Source organism: Acidovorax sp. sif1233 (assembly GCF_019218755.1).
Lineage (GTDB): Bacteria > Pseudomonadota > Gammaproteobacteria > Burkholderiales > Burkholderiaceae_C > Acidovorax.
This window is the reverse complement of sequence record NZ_JAHUWZ010000008.1, coordinates 197,275-214,772: the sequence shown is the minus strand read 5'-3', so window position 1 is coordinate 214,772 and position 17,498 is coordinate 197,275. Positions and strand designations below refer to the sequence as shown.

The window sequence follows — 17,498 nt, the reverse complement described above, 5'->3', positions numbered from 1 at the left end:
TGGCGACAACGTGTCGATCACCGTCAAGCTGATCAACCCCATCGCCATGGAAGAAGGCCTGCGCTTCGCCATCCGCGAAGGCGGCCGTACGGTCGGCGCTGGCGTCGTGGCCAAGATCATTGCTTAACTGGCAAAGGTATACAGGGGTATAGCTCAATTGGCAGAGCGTCGGTCTCCAAAACCGAAGGTTGTAGGTTCGATTCCTACTGCCCCTGCCACTTGAATGTGGCTCAGAACAAGCCCGCCAGGCCCTGGCGGGCTTCGGTGTCTTAAGTGATGCCGTGAATCGGAAGCAGGAAATACTCAAAGATGGCCACTTCACAGGTTGAAACTGTCAATACAGGCGCAGACAAGGCCAAGCTCGCAGCGGTGGTGGCTTTGGTCATCGCCTCGGTTGCGGGCTTTTATTTGCTGAGCAAGCAGGGTGCTCTCGTCCAATGGGCTGCGCTGATCGTCGGTCTGGTGGCGGCTGCGGGCGTGTTCCTGGTGTCGGAGTCTGGCCGTCAGTTCGTTGCCTTCGCAAAGGATGCATGGCGCGAGGTGAAAAAGGTCGTCTGGCCTACCCGCAAGGAAACCTTGCAGATGACGGCGTATGTGTTTGCCTTCGTCGTGATCATGGCGCTTTTCCTGTGGTTCACGGACAAGACGCTGGAATGGGTCTTGTACGACTTGGTTTTGGGTTGGAGAAAGTCATGACGACCGCTGCGGAAATCACTGGAGCAGAAGCTCCTGCAGGCGCTTCTGCTTCGGCAAATCCGGATCTGCGCTGGTACATCGTCCATGCCTATTCGGGCATGGAAAAGGCGGTGGAGCGCAATATCCAGGAACGCATTGGTCGCTCTGGCATGCAAGACAAGTTCGGTCGCATTCTGGTGCCGACCGAAGAAGTGGTGGAGATGAAAAACGGCCAGCGCAAGACGACGGAGCGTCGCTTGTTCCCTGGCTATGTATTCGTCGAGATGGTGATGGACGACGATACCTGGCACTTGGTGAAGCACACCAACAAGGTGACCGGTTTCGTGGGGGGGGCCAAGAACCGCCCCGCCCCTATTTCCGAAGAGGAAGTCCAGAAGATCGTCAGCCAGATGCAGGAAGGCACGGACAAGCCGCGTCACAAGATCGAATTCATGGTGGGCGAACTGGTTCGCGTCAAGGAAGGTCCGTTCACGGATTTCAATGGCTCCGTCGAAGAAGTCAATTACGAAAAGAGCCGCGTGCGCGTCTCCGTGATGATCTTCGGCCGCTCCACGCCGGTCGAGCTGGAATTCGGTCAGGTCGAAAAGACGTAAGAACGTCTTCGATAAAAACCCTGATCGCCCTGGCACGCCAGGGCAAGCAATTGGATGTCGCGCTTTTCGGCTCGGTGCGAACATCGTGATAGCGAGTCGTTAACCCCGGGGAGCCGGTTGCTGCATGGTGCAGCGCAGGCGTTATGACCCGTAAGGAGTAAAACATGGCGAAAAAAATCGTCGGTTTTATCAAGCTGCAAGTCCCAGCTGGTAAGGCCAATCCATCCCCACCCATCGGCCCGGCACTGGGTCAGCGTGGCCTCAACATCATGGAGTTCTGCAAGGCATTCAATGCGCAGACCCAAGGTGTGGAGCCAGGCCTGCCATTGCCCGTGGTCATCACGGCTTTCGCAGACAAGAGCTTTACCTTCATCATCAAGACGCCGCCTGCGACGACTCTGATCAAGAAGGCCATCAAGCTCGAAAAGGGTTCGGCCAATGCGCTGAAGATCAAGGTCGGCAAGATCACGCGCGAACAGCTCGAAGAAATCGCCAAGACCAAGATGAAGGACATGAATGCCGCGAATGTTGACGCTGCTGTCCGTACGCTGGCTGGTTCCGCACGCTCGATGGGCGTGACGGTGGAGGGTTTGTAAATGGCCAAGTTGACGAAAAAGCAAAAAGCCCTGCAGGGCAAGGTTGACAGCACGAAGCTGTACGCCTTTGCGGATGCAGTGGCCCTGGTGAAGGAAGCCGCCACCGCCAAGTTCGATGAATCCATCGACGTGGCTGTGCAGCTCGGCATTGATGCCAAGAAGTCCGACCAAGTGGTGCGTGGCGCCGTGGTGCTGCCCAACGGTACCGGCAAGACGACGCGCGTCGCCGTGTTCGCCCAGGGTGCCAAGGCTGAAGAAGCCAAGGCCGCGGGTGCCGACATCGTCGGCATGGACGACCTGGCCGCCATGGTCAAGGCTGGCGACATGCCTTTCGACGTGGTGATTGCTGCCCCTGACGCGATGCGCGTCGTGGGTACGCTGGGCCAGATCCTGGGCCCGCGTGGCCTGATGCCCAACCCCAAGGTGGGCACAGTGACGCCTGACGTTGCCACGGCCGTGAAGAACGCCAAGGCTGGTCAAGTGCAGTTCCGCGTGGACAAGGCCGGTATCGTGCACAGCACGATTGGCCGCCGCTCGTTCGACAACGAGAAGCTGCAAGGCAATCTGGCTGCGCTGATCGATGCACTGAACAAGGCCAAGCCTGCTTCGAGCAAGGGTCTGTACCTGCGCAAGGTCGCCGTGTCTTCCACGATGGGTCTGGGCGTCCGCGTGGATACGCAATCCATCGCAGCGTAATTGCGAAAAGAAATCTTCGGACCTGTCAAAGGGGCCGATGTGGTGGGCTGAAGCTGGCATTCAAGCTGCCTTCAGGCCATCCAAGACCGTTGGTGTGCAAGTTCGCACTTAATCCCCCTGGGGCCAACGCAGATGGCGATCCCGCTGCAGATGGAATCCGTTCCGAAACAGTTGGTCGCTGCAACAAGAGCGCGCAGGAGGGTGCAAGCCTGAATGTGCAATTTAAGGAGTAGACCTTGAGTCTTAATCGCAGTGAGAAAGAAGCGGTCATCAGTGAAGTGACCAGCCTCGCCGCTAAAGCTCAAACGCTTGTGATCGCGGAGTACCGCGGCATCACGGTCGCCGACATGACCAAACTGCGTGTGGAAGCTCGCAGCAAGGGCGTGAACCTGAGTGTTCTGAAGAACACCCTGGCTCGCCGTGCTGTAGCTGGCAGCGCGTTTGACGTGGTGGCTGACCAGATGACCGGTCCGCTGATCTATGGCTTCTCCGAAGACGCTGTGGCCGCCGCCAAGGTGGTGGCCGATTTCGCGAAAACCAACGACAAGCTGGTGATTCGTGGTGGCGCTTTCGGTGGCAAGGCCCTGGATGTCAACGGCGTTAAGCAACTGGCCAACATTCCTTCCAAGGAAGTGCTGCTGGCTCAGATTTGTGGCTTGCTTATGTCCCCCATGTCGCGTACGGCCGTTGTGCTGGGCGCACTGGCGGCGAAAAAAGGCGAAGGCGCAGCCGCACCGGCCGCCGAACCTGCCGCGGCTTGATAGCCGGGCAGTCAACCAACACAATTGTTAGGAAATCAAAATGGCATTCGATAAAGACGCATTCTTGACCGCGCTGGACAGCATGACGGTCCTGGAACTCAATGACCTGGTGAAGGCCATTGAAGAGAAGTTTGGCGTGAGCGCTGCAGCCATGGCTGCTCCTGCTGCCGCTGGTGGCGGTGCTGGCGCTGCTGCTGCTGAAGAAAAGACGGAATTCAACGTGGTGCTGACGGAAGCCGGCGCCAACAAGGTGTCTGTCATCAAGGCAGTGCGCGAAATCACCGGCCTGGGCCTCAAGGAAGCCAAGGACCTGGTGGACGGCGCTCCCAAGAACGTCAAGGAAGGCATTGCCAAGGCCGACGCCGAAGCTGCCGTCAAGAAGCTGGTGGAAGCCGGCGCCAAGGCCGAACTCAAGTAATTCGGTCTCGTTCAAGGGCTGGAGTGCTCCTCAAAGGGCCTCCAGCCTTTGGTGCTTTCAGAGCGCACCCGCAAGCCTCGTCTTCCACGAGTCTTTCGAGTGTCTTCTGACAACCCCGACAGCAGAAGACGCCTTGGTTCGGGTGATGTGCAATGCATCACCGTCCGCCATGGTTGGTAGTGGCCAACCGCCAAGCCCGTAAGGACACCGCTCCTTGCGGGTCAGTCGTCGAAGACCCAGGACTCATGTCTTTGCCCGGAGATCTCATGGCCTATTCCTACACCGAACGCAAGCGAATTCGCAAAAGCTTCGGCACCCGCGATAGCGTGCTCGAAGTTCCTTATCTGCTGCAGATGCAGAAGGACGCATACACCGCTTTCCTGCAGGCTGATAAAGCACCCCAGAAAAGAACCATCGAAGGCCTTCAGGCTGCATTCGACGCTGCCTTTCCTATCGTCTCCCACAACGGTTTCGTGGAGATGAAATTCATCGAGTACAACCTGGCCAAGCCCGCCTTCGACGTGCGCGAGTGCCAGACGCGTGGCCTGACGTTCGCGTCGGCCGTGCGGGCCAAGGTGCAGCTGATCATCTATGACCGCGAGTCCTCGACGTCGCAGTCCAAGGTGGTCAAGGAAGTGAAGGAGCAAGAGGTCTACATGGGCGAAGTGCCGCTCATGACCGACAAGGGCTCGTTCATCATCAATGGCACCGAGCGCGTGATCGTGTCCCAGTTGCACCGCTCGCCCGGCGTGTTCTTCGAGCACGACAAGGGCAAGACGCACAGCTCGGGCAAGCTGCTGTTCTCGGCGCGCATCATTCCCTACCGCGGTTCCTGGCTCGACTTCGAGTTCGACCCGAAGGACATCCTGTATTTCCGTGTGGACCGCCGCCGCAAGATGCCGGTCACGATCCTGCTCAAGGCCATCGGCCTGAACCCGGAATCCATCCTGGCGAACTTCTTCGTCAACGACAATTTCCGCCTGATGGACAGCGGCGCGCAGATGGAGTTCGTCTCCGAGCGCCTGCGCGGCGAAGTGGCGCGCTTCGACATCACCGACAAGTCCGGCAAGGTCGTCGTGGCCAAGGACAAGCGCGTGACCGCGCGCCACACTCGTGAACTGGAGCAGTCCGGCACCACGCACATCAGCGTGCCCGAAGACTTCCTGATCGGCCGCGTGGTGGCCCGCAACATCGTGGATGCGGACACCGGTGAGATCATCGCCAAGGCCAATGACGAACTGACCGAGGCACTGCTCAAGAAGCTGCGCAGTGCCGGCGTGCAGGACGTGCAGTGCATCTACACCAATGAACTCGACCAGGGCGCGTACATGTCGCAGACCCTGCGCATCGACGAAACGGTGGACGAGTTCGCAGCCCGCGTCGCCATCTACCGCATGATGCGCCCCGGCGAGCCGCCAACGGAAGACGCCGTGCAGGCCCTGTTCCAGCGCCTGTTCTACAACCCCGACACCTACGACCTGTCGCGCGTGGGCCGCATGAAGTTCAACGCCAAGATCGGCCGCGACGAATCCACCGGCCCCATGGTGTTGTCCAACGAGGACATCCTGGCCGTGGTCAAGATCCTGGTGGACCTGCGCAACGGCAACGGCGAAGTCGATGACATCGATCACCTGGGCAACCGCCGCGTGCGCTGCGTGGGCGAACTGGCCGAGAACCAGTACCGCACCGGCCTGGCACGTATCGAGAAGGCTGTGAAGGAGCGTCTGGGCCAGGCTGAGCAAGAGCCGCTGATGCCCCACGACCTGATCAACAGCAAGCCGATCTCGGCGGCCCTGAAGGAATTCTTCGGCGCCTCGCAGCTGTCGCAGTTCATGGACCAGACCAACCCCCTGGCTGAAATCACGCACAAGCGCCGTGTTTCCGCACTGGGCCCGGGCGGTCTGACCCGCGAACGCGCAGGCTTCGAAGTGCGCGACGTGCACGTGACCCATTACGGCCGCGTCTGCCCTATCGAAACGCCTGAAGGCCCGAACATCGGCCTGATCAACTCGCTGGCCCTGTACGCACGCCTGAACGAATATGGTTTCATCGAAACCCCGTACCGCCGCGTGGTGGAAGGCAAGGTCACGAACGAGATCGACTACCTGTCGGCCATCGAGGAAGGCAAGTACGTGATCGCGCAGGCCAACGCCGTGCTCGACAAGGACGGCCGCTTGACGGGCGAACTGGTCTCTGCCCGCGAAAAGGGTGAATCCATCCTGTGCGGTGCAGACCGTGTGCAGTACATGGACGTGTCGCCCGCGCAGATCGTGTCGGTGGCCGCCTCGCTGGTTCCATTCCTGGAGCATGACGATGCGAACCGCGCATTGATGGGCGCCAACATGTCGCGCCAGGCCGTGCCCGTGCTGCGTCCCGAGAAGCCCCTGGTGGGCACGGGCATCGAGCGTGTGGCCGCCGTGGACTCGGGCACCGTGGTCACCGCGACCCGTGGCGGTATCGTCGACTATGTCGATGCCACCCGCATCGTGGTGCGCGTGAACGACGACGAGGCCGTGGCCGGTGAAGTGGGCGTGGACATCTACAACCTCATCAAGTACCAGCGTTCCAACCAGAACACCAACATCCACCAGCGCCCCATCGTCCAGAAGGGTGACAAGCTGGTCAAGGGTGACGTGATCGCCGACGGCGCATCGACGGACTTCGGCGAGATCGCCATCGGCCAGAACATGCTGATCGCCTTCATGCCCTGGAACGGCTACAACTTTGAAGACTCGATCCTGATCTCCGAACGCGTGGTGGCCGAAGACCGCTACACCTCGATCCACATCGAGGAACTGGTGGTCATGGCCCGCGACACGAAGCTGGGCGCCGAAGAAATCACGCGCGACATTCCGAACCTGTCGGAACAGCAGCTGAACCGCCTGGACGAGTCCGGCATCATCTACGTGGGCGCCGAAGTGCAGCCCGGCGACACGCTGGTAGGCAAGGTCACGCCCAAGGGCGAGACCACGCTGACGCCTGAAGAGAAGCTCCTGCGCGCCATCTTCGGCGAAAAGGCTTCCGACGTGAAGGACACCTCGCTGCGCGTGGACCAGGGCTCGCAAGGCACCGTGATCGACGTGCAGGTGTTCACCCGCGAAGGCATCCAGCGCGACAAGCGCGCCCAGCAGATCATCGACGATGAACTCAAGCGCTTCCGCCTGGACCTGAACGACCAGCTGCGCATCGTCGAGGCCGACGCCTTTGACCGTATCGAAAAGCTGCTCAACGGCCGCGTGGCCAATGGCGGCCCGCAGAAGCTCGCCAAGGGCACGAAGATCGACAAGGCCTACCTGGCCTCGGTGGAGAAGTTCCACTGGTTCGACATCCGCCCCGCCGAAGACGAAGTCGCCACGCAACTCGAGTCCATCAAGAACGCTCTGGAGCAGACGCGCCACAGCTTCGACCTGGCCTTTGAAGAAAAGCGCAAGAAGCTCACGCAAGGCGACGAGCTGCCAGCGGGCGTGCTCAAGATGGTCAAGGTCTACCTGGCCGTCAAGCGCCGCCTGCAGCCCGGCGACAAGATGGCCGGCCGCCACGGCAACAAGGGTGTGGTCTCCAAGATCGTTCCGGTCGAAGACATGCCCTACATGGCCGACGGCACCCCTGCCGACATCGTGCTGAACCCCCTGGGCGTGCCCTCGCGGATGAACATCGGGCAGGTGCTCGAGGTCCATCTGGGCTGGGCCGGCAAGGGCATCGGCCAGCGCATTGGCGACATGCTGCAGCAGCAGGCCAAGGCCTCCGAGCTGCGCAAGTTCCTGGAAGAGGTGTACAACTCCCGCGGCCGTACCGAAGACCTCTCGCAACTGAGCGATGAGGATGTGCTGAACATGGCGGCCAACCTCACCAGCGGCGTGCCTTATGCCACTCCGGTGTTCGATGGTGCTTCGGAAGAAGAAATCAAGGACATGCTGAAGATCGCCTACCCGGACGACATTGCCGAGCGCAAGGGCCTCACGCCCACCCGCACCCAGGCATACCTGTTCGACGGCCGCACCGGCGAGCGTTTCGAGCGTCCGACGACCATCGGCTACATGCACTACCTGAAGCTGCACCACTTGGTGGACGACAAGATGCATGCCCGTTCGACCGGTCCTTACTCGCTCGTCACGCAGCAGCCGCTGGGCGGCAAGGCGCAGTTCGGCGGCCAGCGTTTCGGGGAAATGGAAGTGTGGGCGCTGGAAGCTTACGGCGCCGCCTACGTGCTGCAGGAAATGCTGACCGTGAAGTCCGACGACGTGGTGGGCCGTACCAAGGTGTACGAATCCATCGTCAAGGGCGAACACGCCATCGAAGCCGGCATGCCGGAATCGTTCAACGTGCTGGTCAAGGAAATCCGTTCGCTGGGCCTGGACATCGAGCTGGAACGCTCCTAAGCAGAAAAGGAAAGAGTCACTATGAAATCGCTACTCGACCTGTTCAAGCAATTCACGCCGGATGAGCACTTCGATGCCATCCGCATCGGCATGGCTTCGCCCGAAAAGATCCGCTCGTGGTCTTTCGGCGAAGTGAAGAAGCCCGAGACCATCAACTACCGCACGTTCAAGCCCGAGCGCGACGGCCTGTTCTGCGCCAAGATCTTCGGCCCCATCAAGGATTACGAGTGCCTGTGCGGCAAGTACAAGCGCCTCAAGCACCGTGGCGTGATCTGCGAGAAGTGCGGCGTTGAAGTCACGCAGACCAAGGTGCGCCGCGAGCGCATGGGCCACATCGACCTGGCCGCGCCCTGCGCGCACATCTGGTTCCTGAAGTCGCTGCCATCGCGCCTGGGCCTGGTGCTGGACATGACGCTGCGCGACATCGAACGCGTGCTGTACTTTGAAGCCTACGTGGTGACCGACCCCGGCATGACCCCGCTGAAGAAGTTCAGCATCATGTCCGAGGACGACTACGACGCCAAGCGCAAGGAATACGGCGACGAATTCATCGCCAAGATGGGCGCTGAAGGTATCAAGGACCTGCTGGAATCCATCGACATCGACCTGTCGATCGAACGCCTGCGCGGCGACCTGACCGGATCCGAAGTCAAGGTCAAGAAGAACGCCAAGCGCCTGAAGGTGCTGGAAGCGTTCAAGAAGTCGGGCATCAAGCCCGAGTGGATGGTGCTCGAAGTGCTGCCCGTGCTGCCACCGGACCTGCGTCCGCTGGTGCCGCTGGACGGCGGCCGCTTCGCGACCTCCGACCTGAACGACCTGTACCGCCGCGTCATCAACCGCAACTCGCGCCTGCGCCGCCTGCTGGAGCTGAAGGCCCCTGAAATCATCGCCCGCAACGAAAAGCGGATGCTGCAGGAAGCCGTCGACTCGCTGCTGGACAACGGCCGCCGCGGCAAGGCCATGACGGGTGCCAACAAGCGCGCCCTGAAGTCGCTGGCCGACATGATCAAGGGCAAGTCGGGCCGTTTCCGCCAGAACTTGCTGGGCAAGCGGGTGGACTACTCGGGCCGTTCCGTGATCACCGTGGGCCCAACGCTCAAGCTGCACCAGTGCGGCCTGCCCAAGCTGATGGCCCTGGAGCTGTTCAAGCCTTTCATCTTCTCGCGCCTGGAAGCCATGGGCATCGCGACGACGATCAAGGCCGCCAAGAAGGAAGTCGAATCCGGCACGCCGGTGGTGTGGGACATCCTGGAAGAGGTCATCAAGGAACACCCCGTGATGCTCAACCGTGCGCCTACGCTGCACCGTCTGGGTATCCAGGCCTTCGAGCCCATCCTGATCGAAGGCAAGGCCATCCAGCTGCACCCACTCGTCTGCGCGGCCTTCAACGCCGACTTCGACGGTGACCAGATGGCTGTCCACGTCCCGCTGTCGGTGGAAGCGCAGATGGAAGCCCGCACGCTGATGCTGGCCTCCAACAACGTGCTGTTCCCCGCCTCGGGCGAGCCCTCCATCGTTCCTTCGCAGGACGTGGTGCTGGGCCTGTACTACGCCACCCGTGACCGTATCAACGGCAAGGGCGAAGGCCTGGTGTTCGCCGACACCGGTGAAGTGCAACGTGCTCTGGACGCCGGCGAGGTCGAACTCGCCGCCAGGATCACGGTGCGCATGACCGAGTGGACCAAGAACAAGGAAACGGGCGAATTCGTTCCGTCCACCTCGCTCGTGGAAACCACCGCTGGCCGCGCACTGCTGTCCGAGATCCTTCCCAAGGGCCTGCCGTTCTCCAACATGAACAAGGCGCTCAAGAAGAAGGAAATCTCGCGCCTGATCAACGTGTCCTTCCGCAAGTGCGGCCTGAAGGAAACGGTCGTGTTCGCCGACAAGCTGCTGCAAAACGGCTTCCGTCTGGCCACGCGCGCCGGTATCTCCATCGCCATCGACGACATGCTGGTGCCTCCACAGAAGGCCGGCATCATCGAGCGCTCCGAGAAGGAAGTGAAGGAGATCGAACAGCAGTACGTGTCCGGTCTGGTCACCTCTGGCGAACGCTACAACAAGGTGGTGGACATCTGGGGCAAGGCCGGCGACGAAGTGTCCAAGGTGATGATGGCCCGGCTCTCCAAAGAGAAGGTCATGGACCGCCACGGCAAGGAAGTGGACCAGGAGTCGTTCAACTCCATCTACATGATGGCCGACTCCGGTGCCCGCGGTTCCGCCGCCCAGATCCGCCAGGTGGCCGGCATGCGGGGCCTGATGGCCAAGCCTGATGGCTCGATCATCGAAACGCCCATCACCGCGAACTTCCGCGAAGGCCTGAACGTGCTGGAGTACTTCATCTCCACCCACGGTGCCCGTAAGGGTCTGGCCGACACGGCGCTCAAGACCGCCAACTCCGGTTACCTGACCCGCCGCCTGGTGGACGTGACGCAGGATCTGGTCGTGACCGAGGAGGATTGCGAAACCTCCAATGGTTCGCTGATGCGCGCCATCGTCGAAGGCGGCGAAGTGATCGAATCGCTGCGCGACCGTATCCTGGGCCGCACGGCCGCAGAAGACGTGCTGCATCCGGAAACCCGGGCGGTGCTGGTCCAGGCGGGCGTCATGCTCGAGGAAGATCTCATCGAGGAACTCGAAGCCGCTGGCGTCGACGAAGTGAAGGTGCGCACGGCGCTGACTTGCGAGACCCGCTATGGCCTGTGCGCCAAGTGCTACGGACGCGACCTGGGCCGTGGCGGCCTGATCAACCTCGGCGAAGCCGTGGGCGTGATCGCTGCCCAGTCCATCGGCGAGCCCGGCACGCAGCTGACCATGCGCACGTTCCACATCGGTGGTGCCGCTTCGCGTGCGGCCATTGCGTCCAGCGTGGAAGCCAAGTCCAACGGCGTGATCGGCTTCAATGCCACGATGCGCTACGTGAGCAACACCAAGGGCGAGCTGGTGGTGATTGCGCGTTCGGGTGAGATCATCATCCACGACGAGCATGGCCGCGAGCGCGAGCGCCACAAGGTGCCTTACGGCGCGACGCTGACGGTCAAGGCCGACCAGCAGATCAAGGCCGGCACCATCCTGGCCAACTGGGATCCGCTGACGCGCCCCATCATCACCGAGTTCGCCGGCCAGACCAAGTTCGAGAACGTCGAAGAAGGTCTCACGGTGGCCAAGCAGGTCGACGAAGTGACCGGCCTGTCCACGCTGGTGGTGATCGATCCGAAGCGCCGCGGCGCTGCCAAGGTCGTTCGTCCACAGGTGAAGCTGATCGACGCGCAGGGCAACGAAGTGAAGATCCCTGGCACCGACCACTCGGTGACCATCGGCTTCCAGGTCGGCGCGCTGATCCAGGTGCGCGACGGCCAGGACGTGGGCCCCGGCGAAGTGCTGGCGCGTATTCCGGTCGAAGGCCAGAAGACCCGCGACATTACCGGCGGTCTGCCCCGCGTGGCTGAGCTGTTCGAAGCCCGCACTCCGAAGGACAAGGGCACGCTGGCCGAGATGACCGGTACCGTGTCGTTCGGCAAGGAAACCAAGGGCAAGGTCCGCCTGCAGATCACCGATCCTGAAGGCCACGTGTTCGAAGAGCTCGTGCCCAAGGAAAAGAACATCCTGGTGCACGAAGGCCAGGTGGTGAACAAGGGCGAGTCGATTGTGGACGGCCCCGCCGATCCGCAGGACATCCTGCGCCTCTTGGGCATCGAGGAACTGTCGCGCTACATCGTGGACGAAGTGCAGGACGTGTACCGCTTGCAGGGCGTGAAGATCAACGACAAGCACATCGAGGTGATCGTTCGCCAGATGCTGCGCCGTGTCGTGGTCGAGAACGTCGGCGAGTCGAACTACATCGCCGGTGAGCAGGTTGAGCGCTCCGAGATCCTCAACACCAACGAGGCGCTGCAGGCCGAGGGCAAGATTCCCGCGACCTACAGCAACCTGCTCTTGGGTATCACGAAGGCTTCGCTGTCGACCGACTCCTTCATCTCGGCGGCTTCCTTCCAGGAAACCACCCGCGTGCTCACCGAGGCTGCCATCATGGGCAAGCGCGACGAGCTGCGCGGCCTGAAGGAAAACGTGATCGTGGGCCGCCTGATCCCGGCTGGTACGGGTCTGGCTTACCACCAGGCACGCAAGGCCAAGGATGCCATGGACGACGCCGAGCGCCGCGCCATCGCCGAAGCCGAAGCGGCCGAGATGGAAGCCCAGGCGGATGCCACCGAAGTCGAGGGCAGTGCCTCCACGGCCACCGACGCAGCTGCTGACTAAGCCCGAGGGCTGTCACTGAAGAGCTCCCGCCCTGTCCCTGGCAGGCCGGGAGCTTTTTTTTGGACATCGTCTGCGCACCTTTCTTCTTTTCCTTTCTCCATTTACTTTTCGGGCCGGAACGCGTGGTGCACGCGGAGACGGCAGCTGTGCATGTGGTCATCGCCTCTTTTCTGGATTGTTTTTGCCATCGCCGTCTTCTGGGCCCTGGGCGCCTACAACCGCCTGATGCGGCTGCGCTCTGCCGTCGTGCAGGCGTTCGGCAGTTTTGACGCGCACATGGTGCGGCTGGTGGCGCTGCTGGGAGAGTTTGGAGCCGCGCATGCTGTCCAGCCCTCCACCTTGAGTGCCCCGGAACAGGAGATGGCAGCACTGCAGGGCGCCACCACCCAATTGAGTGCGTCGCTCGCAATGGCGCGTGCCCGTCCCCTGCAGGCAGATGCAATCGCCGCTTTGACGGCCGCACGCGATGTGCTGCAGGCTTGCTGGCAGAAGGCGGGGCGCAGGGAAGGGCAGGGCGACCCACCGCCCACAGCGACTGACGCGCGGGACGCCTTGCCGTCGCCCTGGCAAATCCGGTGGGATGAACATGTCCAGCAGAACGACCAGGCCATGCGCGTCTTCAACGATGCGGTGTTGCACTACAACGCCGCCATTGCCCAGTTTCCCGCGAACCTGCTGGCCTGGGTGTTCGGATTCAAGGCCGCCCGGGGCCTGTAGACCGTTTTCAGGACCACCATGACCCAACCCCCTGCGCGCCGCCCCACGTCTTCTTCCGGGGTGCAACCTCCTTCGCCCCGCGGCCCCGCCCACCCGCCGTCCGGGGGCGGACAGCCGGTGGCGCTGTGGCAGCAGCTGGATGCCGTGGCCGGCGCCTTGCTGGCCATTCGCGGGGGCCAGTCCGGAACCGCCGCCATGGCGGCGGTGGACGTGGGTCTGCGCCCGGGCGTGCAGTCTCTGCTGTTCCAGGTGCTGCGCCAGGCCGGGCGCGCCGAGGCATTGCGCCGTCAGATGGTCGCCCGCACGCCGCCGCCGGCGGCGGATGCCTTGCTGTGCACGGCCCTGGCGCTGTGCTGGAACCCGGACGAATCGCCGTATGAGGCCTTCACGCTGGTGAATCAGGCGGTGGAGGCGGCCAAGCGGAGCGCATCCACCCGCGCGCAGGCCTCGTTCATCAATGGGTGCCTGCGACGCTTTCTGCGCGAGCGCGATGCGCTGGTCGCCCGCACCGGCGACGACCCGCTGGCCCGCTGGAACCATCCCCAGTGGTGGATCGCACGGCTGCGCAAGGACCATCCCCAGCATTGGGAGCAGATCCTTCAGGCCAACAACGCCCACGCGCCAATGACGTTGCGGGTTAACAAGCAAAAATGCACTCCGGCGCAATACCAGCAAGCGCTAGATGCTATTGATTTGGAAGCGTCTTCGTGGGGCGAGGCCGGGCTGGTGCTGCGGCACCCCGTACCTGTGCAATCCCTGCCGGGCTTTGACCAGGGCTGGGTGTCGGTGCAGGATGCCGCCGCGCAGATGGCGGCGCCCCTGCTGCTGGACGGCCTGGACCTCGCACAGCCCCTGCGTGTGCTCGACGCCTGCGCCGCACCGGGGGGCAAGACGGCCCACCTTCTGGAGCTGGCCGGTGCTGGCGCCCCTGTACAGGTCACCGCGCTGGAGATCGACGCCGCCCGCAGCGCCCGCATCGGTGACACCATGCAGCGCCTGGGGCTTCGTGCGCAGGTGGTCGTGGCCGACGCCGCACGCCCCCAGGACTGGTGGCAGCAGCACTGCGGGGGTGAACTGTTCGATGCCATCTTGCTCGATGCGCCATGCACCGCCTCGGGCATCGTGCGGCGCCACCCCGACGTGCGCTGGCTGCGCCGCGAGAGCGACATTGCCCAGTTGGCCGCCCTGCAGGCCCGCCTGCTGAAGACGCTCTGGCCCCTTCTGCGCCCAGGCGGGCGGCTGCTGTATTGCACCTGTTCCGTGTTCCGCGCCGAAGGCGACGACCAGGTGCAAACGTTTCTTGCACACAACACCGATGCGCAATTGCTGCCGTCGCCGGGGCATTTAATTCCCGGCAACGGGGACAAGCCCGGGGCTGTCCCGGACAATCAACCGGGTGACCACGACGGATTTTTTTACGCACTGTTGCAAAAATCGCCGCAATGAGTCCGTGATGGCTCGGTGGATGGTGGTTTGCGCAATTTTTGTGCTCATGGGATGTGCCGCCCTGCTGCCGGGGCTGGTTGCGGCAGGGCAAGCCGCCGCGCCCGAGGTGGGCGAACTGCGGCTCGAGCGGGCCGAAGACGGCCTGTACCTCAGCACCAACCTGCAGTTCATGCTGCCGGAACTCGCAGAAGACGCATTGAACAAAGGCATTCCCATGTTCTTCGTGGCGGAGGCCCAGGTGCTGCGCGACCGTTGGTACTGGTCTGACCGCCAAGTGGCGGAAACCACCCGCTATCTGCGCCTAAGTTATCAGCCATTGACGCGAAGATGGCGATTGAACATCTCCCCCGTGCCGTTCACCAACAGCGGCCTGGGCGTGGTGCTGGGGCAGAACTTTGACGACTATGCCGACGCGTTGTCTGCCATTCAGCGGATTTCGCGTTGGAAGATCGCTGAAAACGAGGTGATCGAGGCAGATGTCGTGCACACGGTCAACTTCCGGTTCAGGCTCGACATGTCCCAGCTGCCCCGCCCGTTTCAGATCGGGGCCGTGGGGCGATCCGGATGGAATCTGCTGGTTTCGCGCAGCCAGCGCCTGGCAGCGGAGCCTGCGAAGTGAGCCACCCCGGCGCTCCCCGGCCGGCGGCGGCCTCCGCATCAGCCCACGCCGCCGCACGCCAGTCGCGCGCCGTGCGCTGGGCGGTGGGGGTGGGCGCCGCCGCCATGTCTGCCATCGGCTTGGTGCTGATGTTCCTGCTTACCCTGGCGACCAACAACCGCGCGCTGTACGAGCGCAACTACGCCTGGCTCTTTGGCGTGAACGTGCTGGTGGCGCTGCTGCTGCTGGCCGTGCTGGTCTGGGTGGCGGTGCGCCTGGGCATGCGCCTGCGCAAGGGGCGCTTTGGCAGCCGGCTGCTCGTCAAGCTGGCGGCCATTTTCGCGCTGGTGGGCCTGATGCCGGGGCTGCTGATCTACGTGGTGTCCTACCAGTTCGTCACCCGCTCCATCGAGAGCTGGTTCGATGTGAAGGTGGAAGGGGCCCTGTCGGCGGGGGTGAATTTGGCCCGGGTTTCACTCGACTCGCTGGCCACCGACATGGCCGCCAAGACGCGCAACGCGGGTGCGCAGGTGGCCCAGGTGCCCGATGCCGCCGCCGGGCTGGTGCTCGAACGCATCCGCGAGCAGCTGGGCGCCACCGATGTCGTGCTCTGGAACGCTGCAGGGCAGGCGGTGGCCAGCGCCGGCCAGTCGCGCTTCAGCCTGAACCCCGACCGCCCCGGGGTGCCCCTGCTGCGCACCGTGCGCCAGCAGCGCGCCACCGCGCAGATCGAGGGGCTGGACGATATATCGGACCCTGCCGCCGCGCAGAACGCGCGGGTCAAGGTGCTGGCCCTGGTGAGCAGTCCCAGTGTGGGCTTGCTCGTGGAGCCCCGGTACCTGCAAGCCACGCTCCCGCTGCCGCCCGCGCTGGTGGCGAACGCCATCGCCGTGCAGGAGGCCAACCGTGAATACCAGGAGCGCGCGCTGGCGCGGGGAGGCCTGCGGCGCATGTACGTGGGCACGCTCACGCTGAGCCTTTTCCTGGCGGTATTTGGAGCCGTGCTGCTGGCGGTGCTGCTGGGCAATCAGCTGGCACGCCCCCTGCTCGTGCTGGCCGAAGGGGTGCGCGAGGTGGCGGCGGGCAACCTCAGCCCCAAGGCCGTGCTGCAGGGCAAGGACGAACTGGGCGGCCTCACGCGGTCCTTCGCCTTGATGACCCAGCAACTGGCGGATGCCCGGCAGGCCGTGGAACAGAGCATGGGTGAGGTCGATGCCGCCCGCGCCAATCTCCAGACCATTCTGGACAACCTGACAGCGGGGGTCATCGTCCTGGATGCGCAGGGGCTGATCCGGTCGTCCAACCCCGGCGCCACGCGGATCCTGCGCGCACCCATGGCGGTGTACGAAGGGCGTCCGCTGTCCGAGGTGCCCGGCCTTGCCGAGTTTGCGGCATCGATCCAGGGCCATTTCGACGCCTTCCTGGGGGACACCGAACGCCATGGGCTGGACCACTGGCAGCAACCGTTTGAACTGCATGCGTCGTCCGGCGGCGTGGGGCAGCACGCCACCAGCCTCGTGGCCCGGGGGGCCGAACTGCCTGATTCGGCCCGATTGTTGGTTTTTGACGACATATCGGAAATTGTTTCAGCACAGCGTGCGCAGGCCTGGGGCGAGGTGGCACGGCGCCTGGCGCATGAAATCAAGAATCCGCTGACGCCCATCCAGCTGTCCGCCGAGCGGCTGGAAATGAAGCTCTCGGGCAAGCTGCCGGATCCAGAGCAAGCCATCCTGGCCAAGTCCGTCAAGACCATCGTGGACCAGGTGGACGCCATGAAGCGGCTGGTCAACGAATTCCGTGACTACGCACGGTTGCCCGCCGCAGAACTGCATGCGCTGGACCTCAATGCGCTGGTCGCGGATGTGCTCCACCTGTATGGGGAAGAGAACGCCACCGTGCGTGTGGAAGCCGAACTGGACCCGCGCTGCCCCAGCATCGCGGGCGACGCGCAGCAACTGCGCCAGGTCGTGCACAACCTGCTGCAAAACGCGCAGGATTCCACCGAACAGGCCCGCGCCAGCACCTCCGAGCCCGTGCCCGCGGTGCGCATCAGCACGCGCTGGAGCGAGTCCTCGCGGCGCGTGCGGCTCACGGTATCGGACAGCGGCGCCGGCTTCCCCGCGCACATCCTTCAGCGGGCCTTCGAACCCTACGTCACCACCAAGCCGCGGGGTACTGGCCTGGGGCTGGCCGTGGTCAAAAAGATTGCCGACGAGCACGGCGCACGCATCGACTTGTCGAATCGCATCGAAGATGGCGTGGTGCGGGGAGCCCAAGTGTCGTTATCATTCGCCCCTGAACCAGCGGTGGCGTCATAACAACACCGCCCCGCAGTACCCAA

Annotated in this window: 12 protein-coding genes, 1 tRNA gene and 1 pseudogene; all 14 read left to right on the top strand. The window is 63.2% G+C overall.

Annotation, left to right across the window (positions count from 1 at the left end):
• Positions 1–127 (top strand): annotated as a pseudogene (locus KW843_RS22570) (elongation factor Tu); the annotation flags it as partial.
• Between the two features lie 15 nt (positions 128–142).
• Positions 143–218, top strand: a tRNA-Trp gene (locus KW843_RS22565).
• Positions 219–309: 91 nt separating this feature from the next.
• Positions 310–696, top strand: coding sequence for a preprotein translocase subunit SecE (gene secE, locus KW843_RS22560; protein WP_218297389.1), 387 nt, complete (start codon positions 310–312; stop codon positions 694–696).
• A complete protein-coding gene (nusG, locus tag KW843_RS22555) occupies positions 693–1,289 on the top strand; it encodes a transcription termination/antitermination protein NusG (protein WP_082437456.1) in 597 nt (198 codons plus the stop codon). Before secE ends, nusG begins: the two co-directional genes overlap by 4 nt.
• Before the next feature lie 164 nt (positions 1,290–1,453).
• The gene (gene rplK, locus KW843_RS22550; RefSeq protein WP_063459212.1) at positions 1,454–1,885 is read left to right on the top strand and encodes a 50S ribosomal protein L11; all 432 of its coding nucleotides are present in this window, start codon (positions 1,454–1,456) and stop codon (positions 1,883–1,885) included.
• The gene (gene rplA / locus KW843_RS22545; RefSeq protein ID WP_218297388.1) at positions 1,886–2,581 is read left to right on the top strand and encodes a 50S ribosomal protein L1; all 696 of its coding nucleotides are present in this window, start codon (positions 1,886–1,888) and stop codon (positions 2,579–2,581) included.
• A 236-nt stretch (positions 2,582–2,817) separates the two neighbouring features.
• Entirely contained in the window at positions 2,818–3,342 is a 525-nt protein-coding gene (gene rplJ / locus KW843_RS22540) for a 50S ribosomal protein L10 (protein ID WP_218297387.1), read from the top strand.
• Between the two features lie 40 nt (positions 3,343–3,382).
• Positions 3,383–3,760: a 50S ribosomal protein L7/L12 gene (rplL, locus tag KW843_RS22535; RefSeq protein ID WP_008907085.1), complete on the top strand. Its 378-nt coding sequence runs from the start codon at positions 3,383–3,385 to the stop codon at positions 3,758–3,760.
• Between the two features lie 266 nt (positions 3,761–4,026).
• A complete protein-coding gene (gene rpoB, locus KW843_RS22530; protein WP_218297386.1) occupies positions 4,027–8,139 on the top strand; it encodes a DNA-directed RNA polymerase subunit beta in 4,113 nt (1,370 codons plus the stop codon).
• A gap of 21 nt (positions 8,140–8,160) precedes the next feature.
• Positions 8,161–12,396: a DNA-directed RNA polymerase subunit beta' gene (rpoC, locus tag KW843_RS22525; protein WP_218297385.1), complete on the top strand. Its 4,236-nt coding sequence runs from the start codon at positions 8,161–8,163 to the stop codon at positions 12,394–12,396.
• A 150-nt stretch (positions 12,397–12,546) separates the two neighbouring features.
• Positions 12,547–13,113: a LemA family protein gene (locus KW843_RS22520; protein ID WP_218297384.1), complete on the top strand. Its 567-nt coding sequence runs from the start codon at positions 12,547–12,549 to the stop codon at positions 13,111–13,113.
• A gap of 18 nt (positions 13,114–13,131) precedes the next feature.
• Entirely contained in the window at positions 13,132–14,559 is a 1,428-nt protein-coding gene (rsmB, locus tag KW843_RS22515) for a 16S rRNA (cytosine(967)-C(5))-methyltransferase RsmB (RefSeq protein WP_255594878.1), read from the top strand.
• Between the two features lie 46 nt (positions 14,560–14,605).
• Positions 14,606–15,178: a DUF4390 domain-containing protein gene (locus KW843_RS22510; RefSeq protein ID WP_218297403.1), complete on the top strand. Its 573-nt coding sequence runs from the start codon at positions 14,606–14,608 to the stop codon at positions 15,176–15,178.
• Positions 15,175–17,475, top strand: coding sequence for an ATP-binding protein (locus KW843_RS22505; protein ID WP_218297383.1), 2,301 nt, complete (start codon positions 15,175–15,177; stop codon positions 17,473–17,475). Before KW843_RS22510 ends, KW843_RS22505 begins: the two co-directional genes overlap by 4 nt.
• Positions 17,476–17,498: the final 23 nt, after the last annotated feature.

Excerpts from the sequence above, each read along its gene's own strand:
- nusG (WP_082437456.1), top strand. The coding sequence starts at position 693 with ATGACGACCGCTGCGGAAATCACTGGAGCAGAAGCTCCTGCAGGCGCT.
- rplL (WP_008907085.1), top strand. The coding sequence starts at position 3,383 with ATGGCATTCGATAAAGACGCATTCTTGACCGCGCTGGACAGCATGACG.
- rpoC (WP_218297385.1), top strand. The coding sequence starts at position 8,161 with ATGAAATCGCTACTCGACCTGTTCAAGCAATTCACGCCGGATGAGCAC.
- secE (WP_218297389.1), top strand. The coding sequence starts at position 310 with ATGGCCACTTCACAGGTTGAAACTGTCAATACAGGCGCAGACAAGGCC.
- KW843_RS22510 (WP_218297403.1), top strand. The coding sequence starts at position 14,606 with ATGGGATGTGCCGCCCTGCTGCCGGGGCTGGTTGCGGCAGGGCAAGCC.
- KW843_RS22520 (WP_218297384.1), top strand. The coding sequence starts at position 12,547 with ATGTGGTCATCGCCTCTTTTCTGGATTGTTTTTGCCATCGCCGTCTTC.
- rsmB (WP_255594878.1), top strand. The coding sequence starts at position 13,132 with ATGACCCAACCCCCTGCGCGCCGCCCCACGTCTTCTTCCGGGGTGCAA.
- rplA (WP_218297388.1), top strand. The coding sequence starts at position 1,886 with ATGGCCAAGTTGACGAAAAAGCAAAAAGCCCTGCAGGGCAAGGTTGAC.
- rpoB (WP_218297386.1), top strand. The coding sequence starts at position 4,027 with ATGGCCTATTCCTACACCGAACGCAAGCGAATTCGCAAAAGCTTCGGC.
- rplK (WP_063459212.1), top strand. The coding sequence starts at position 1,454 with ATGGCGAAAAAAATCGTCGGTTTTATCAAGCTGCAAGTCCCAGCTGGT.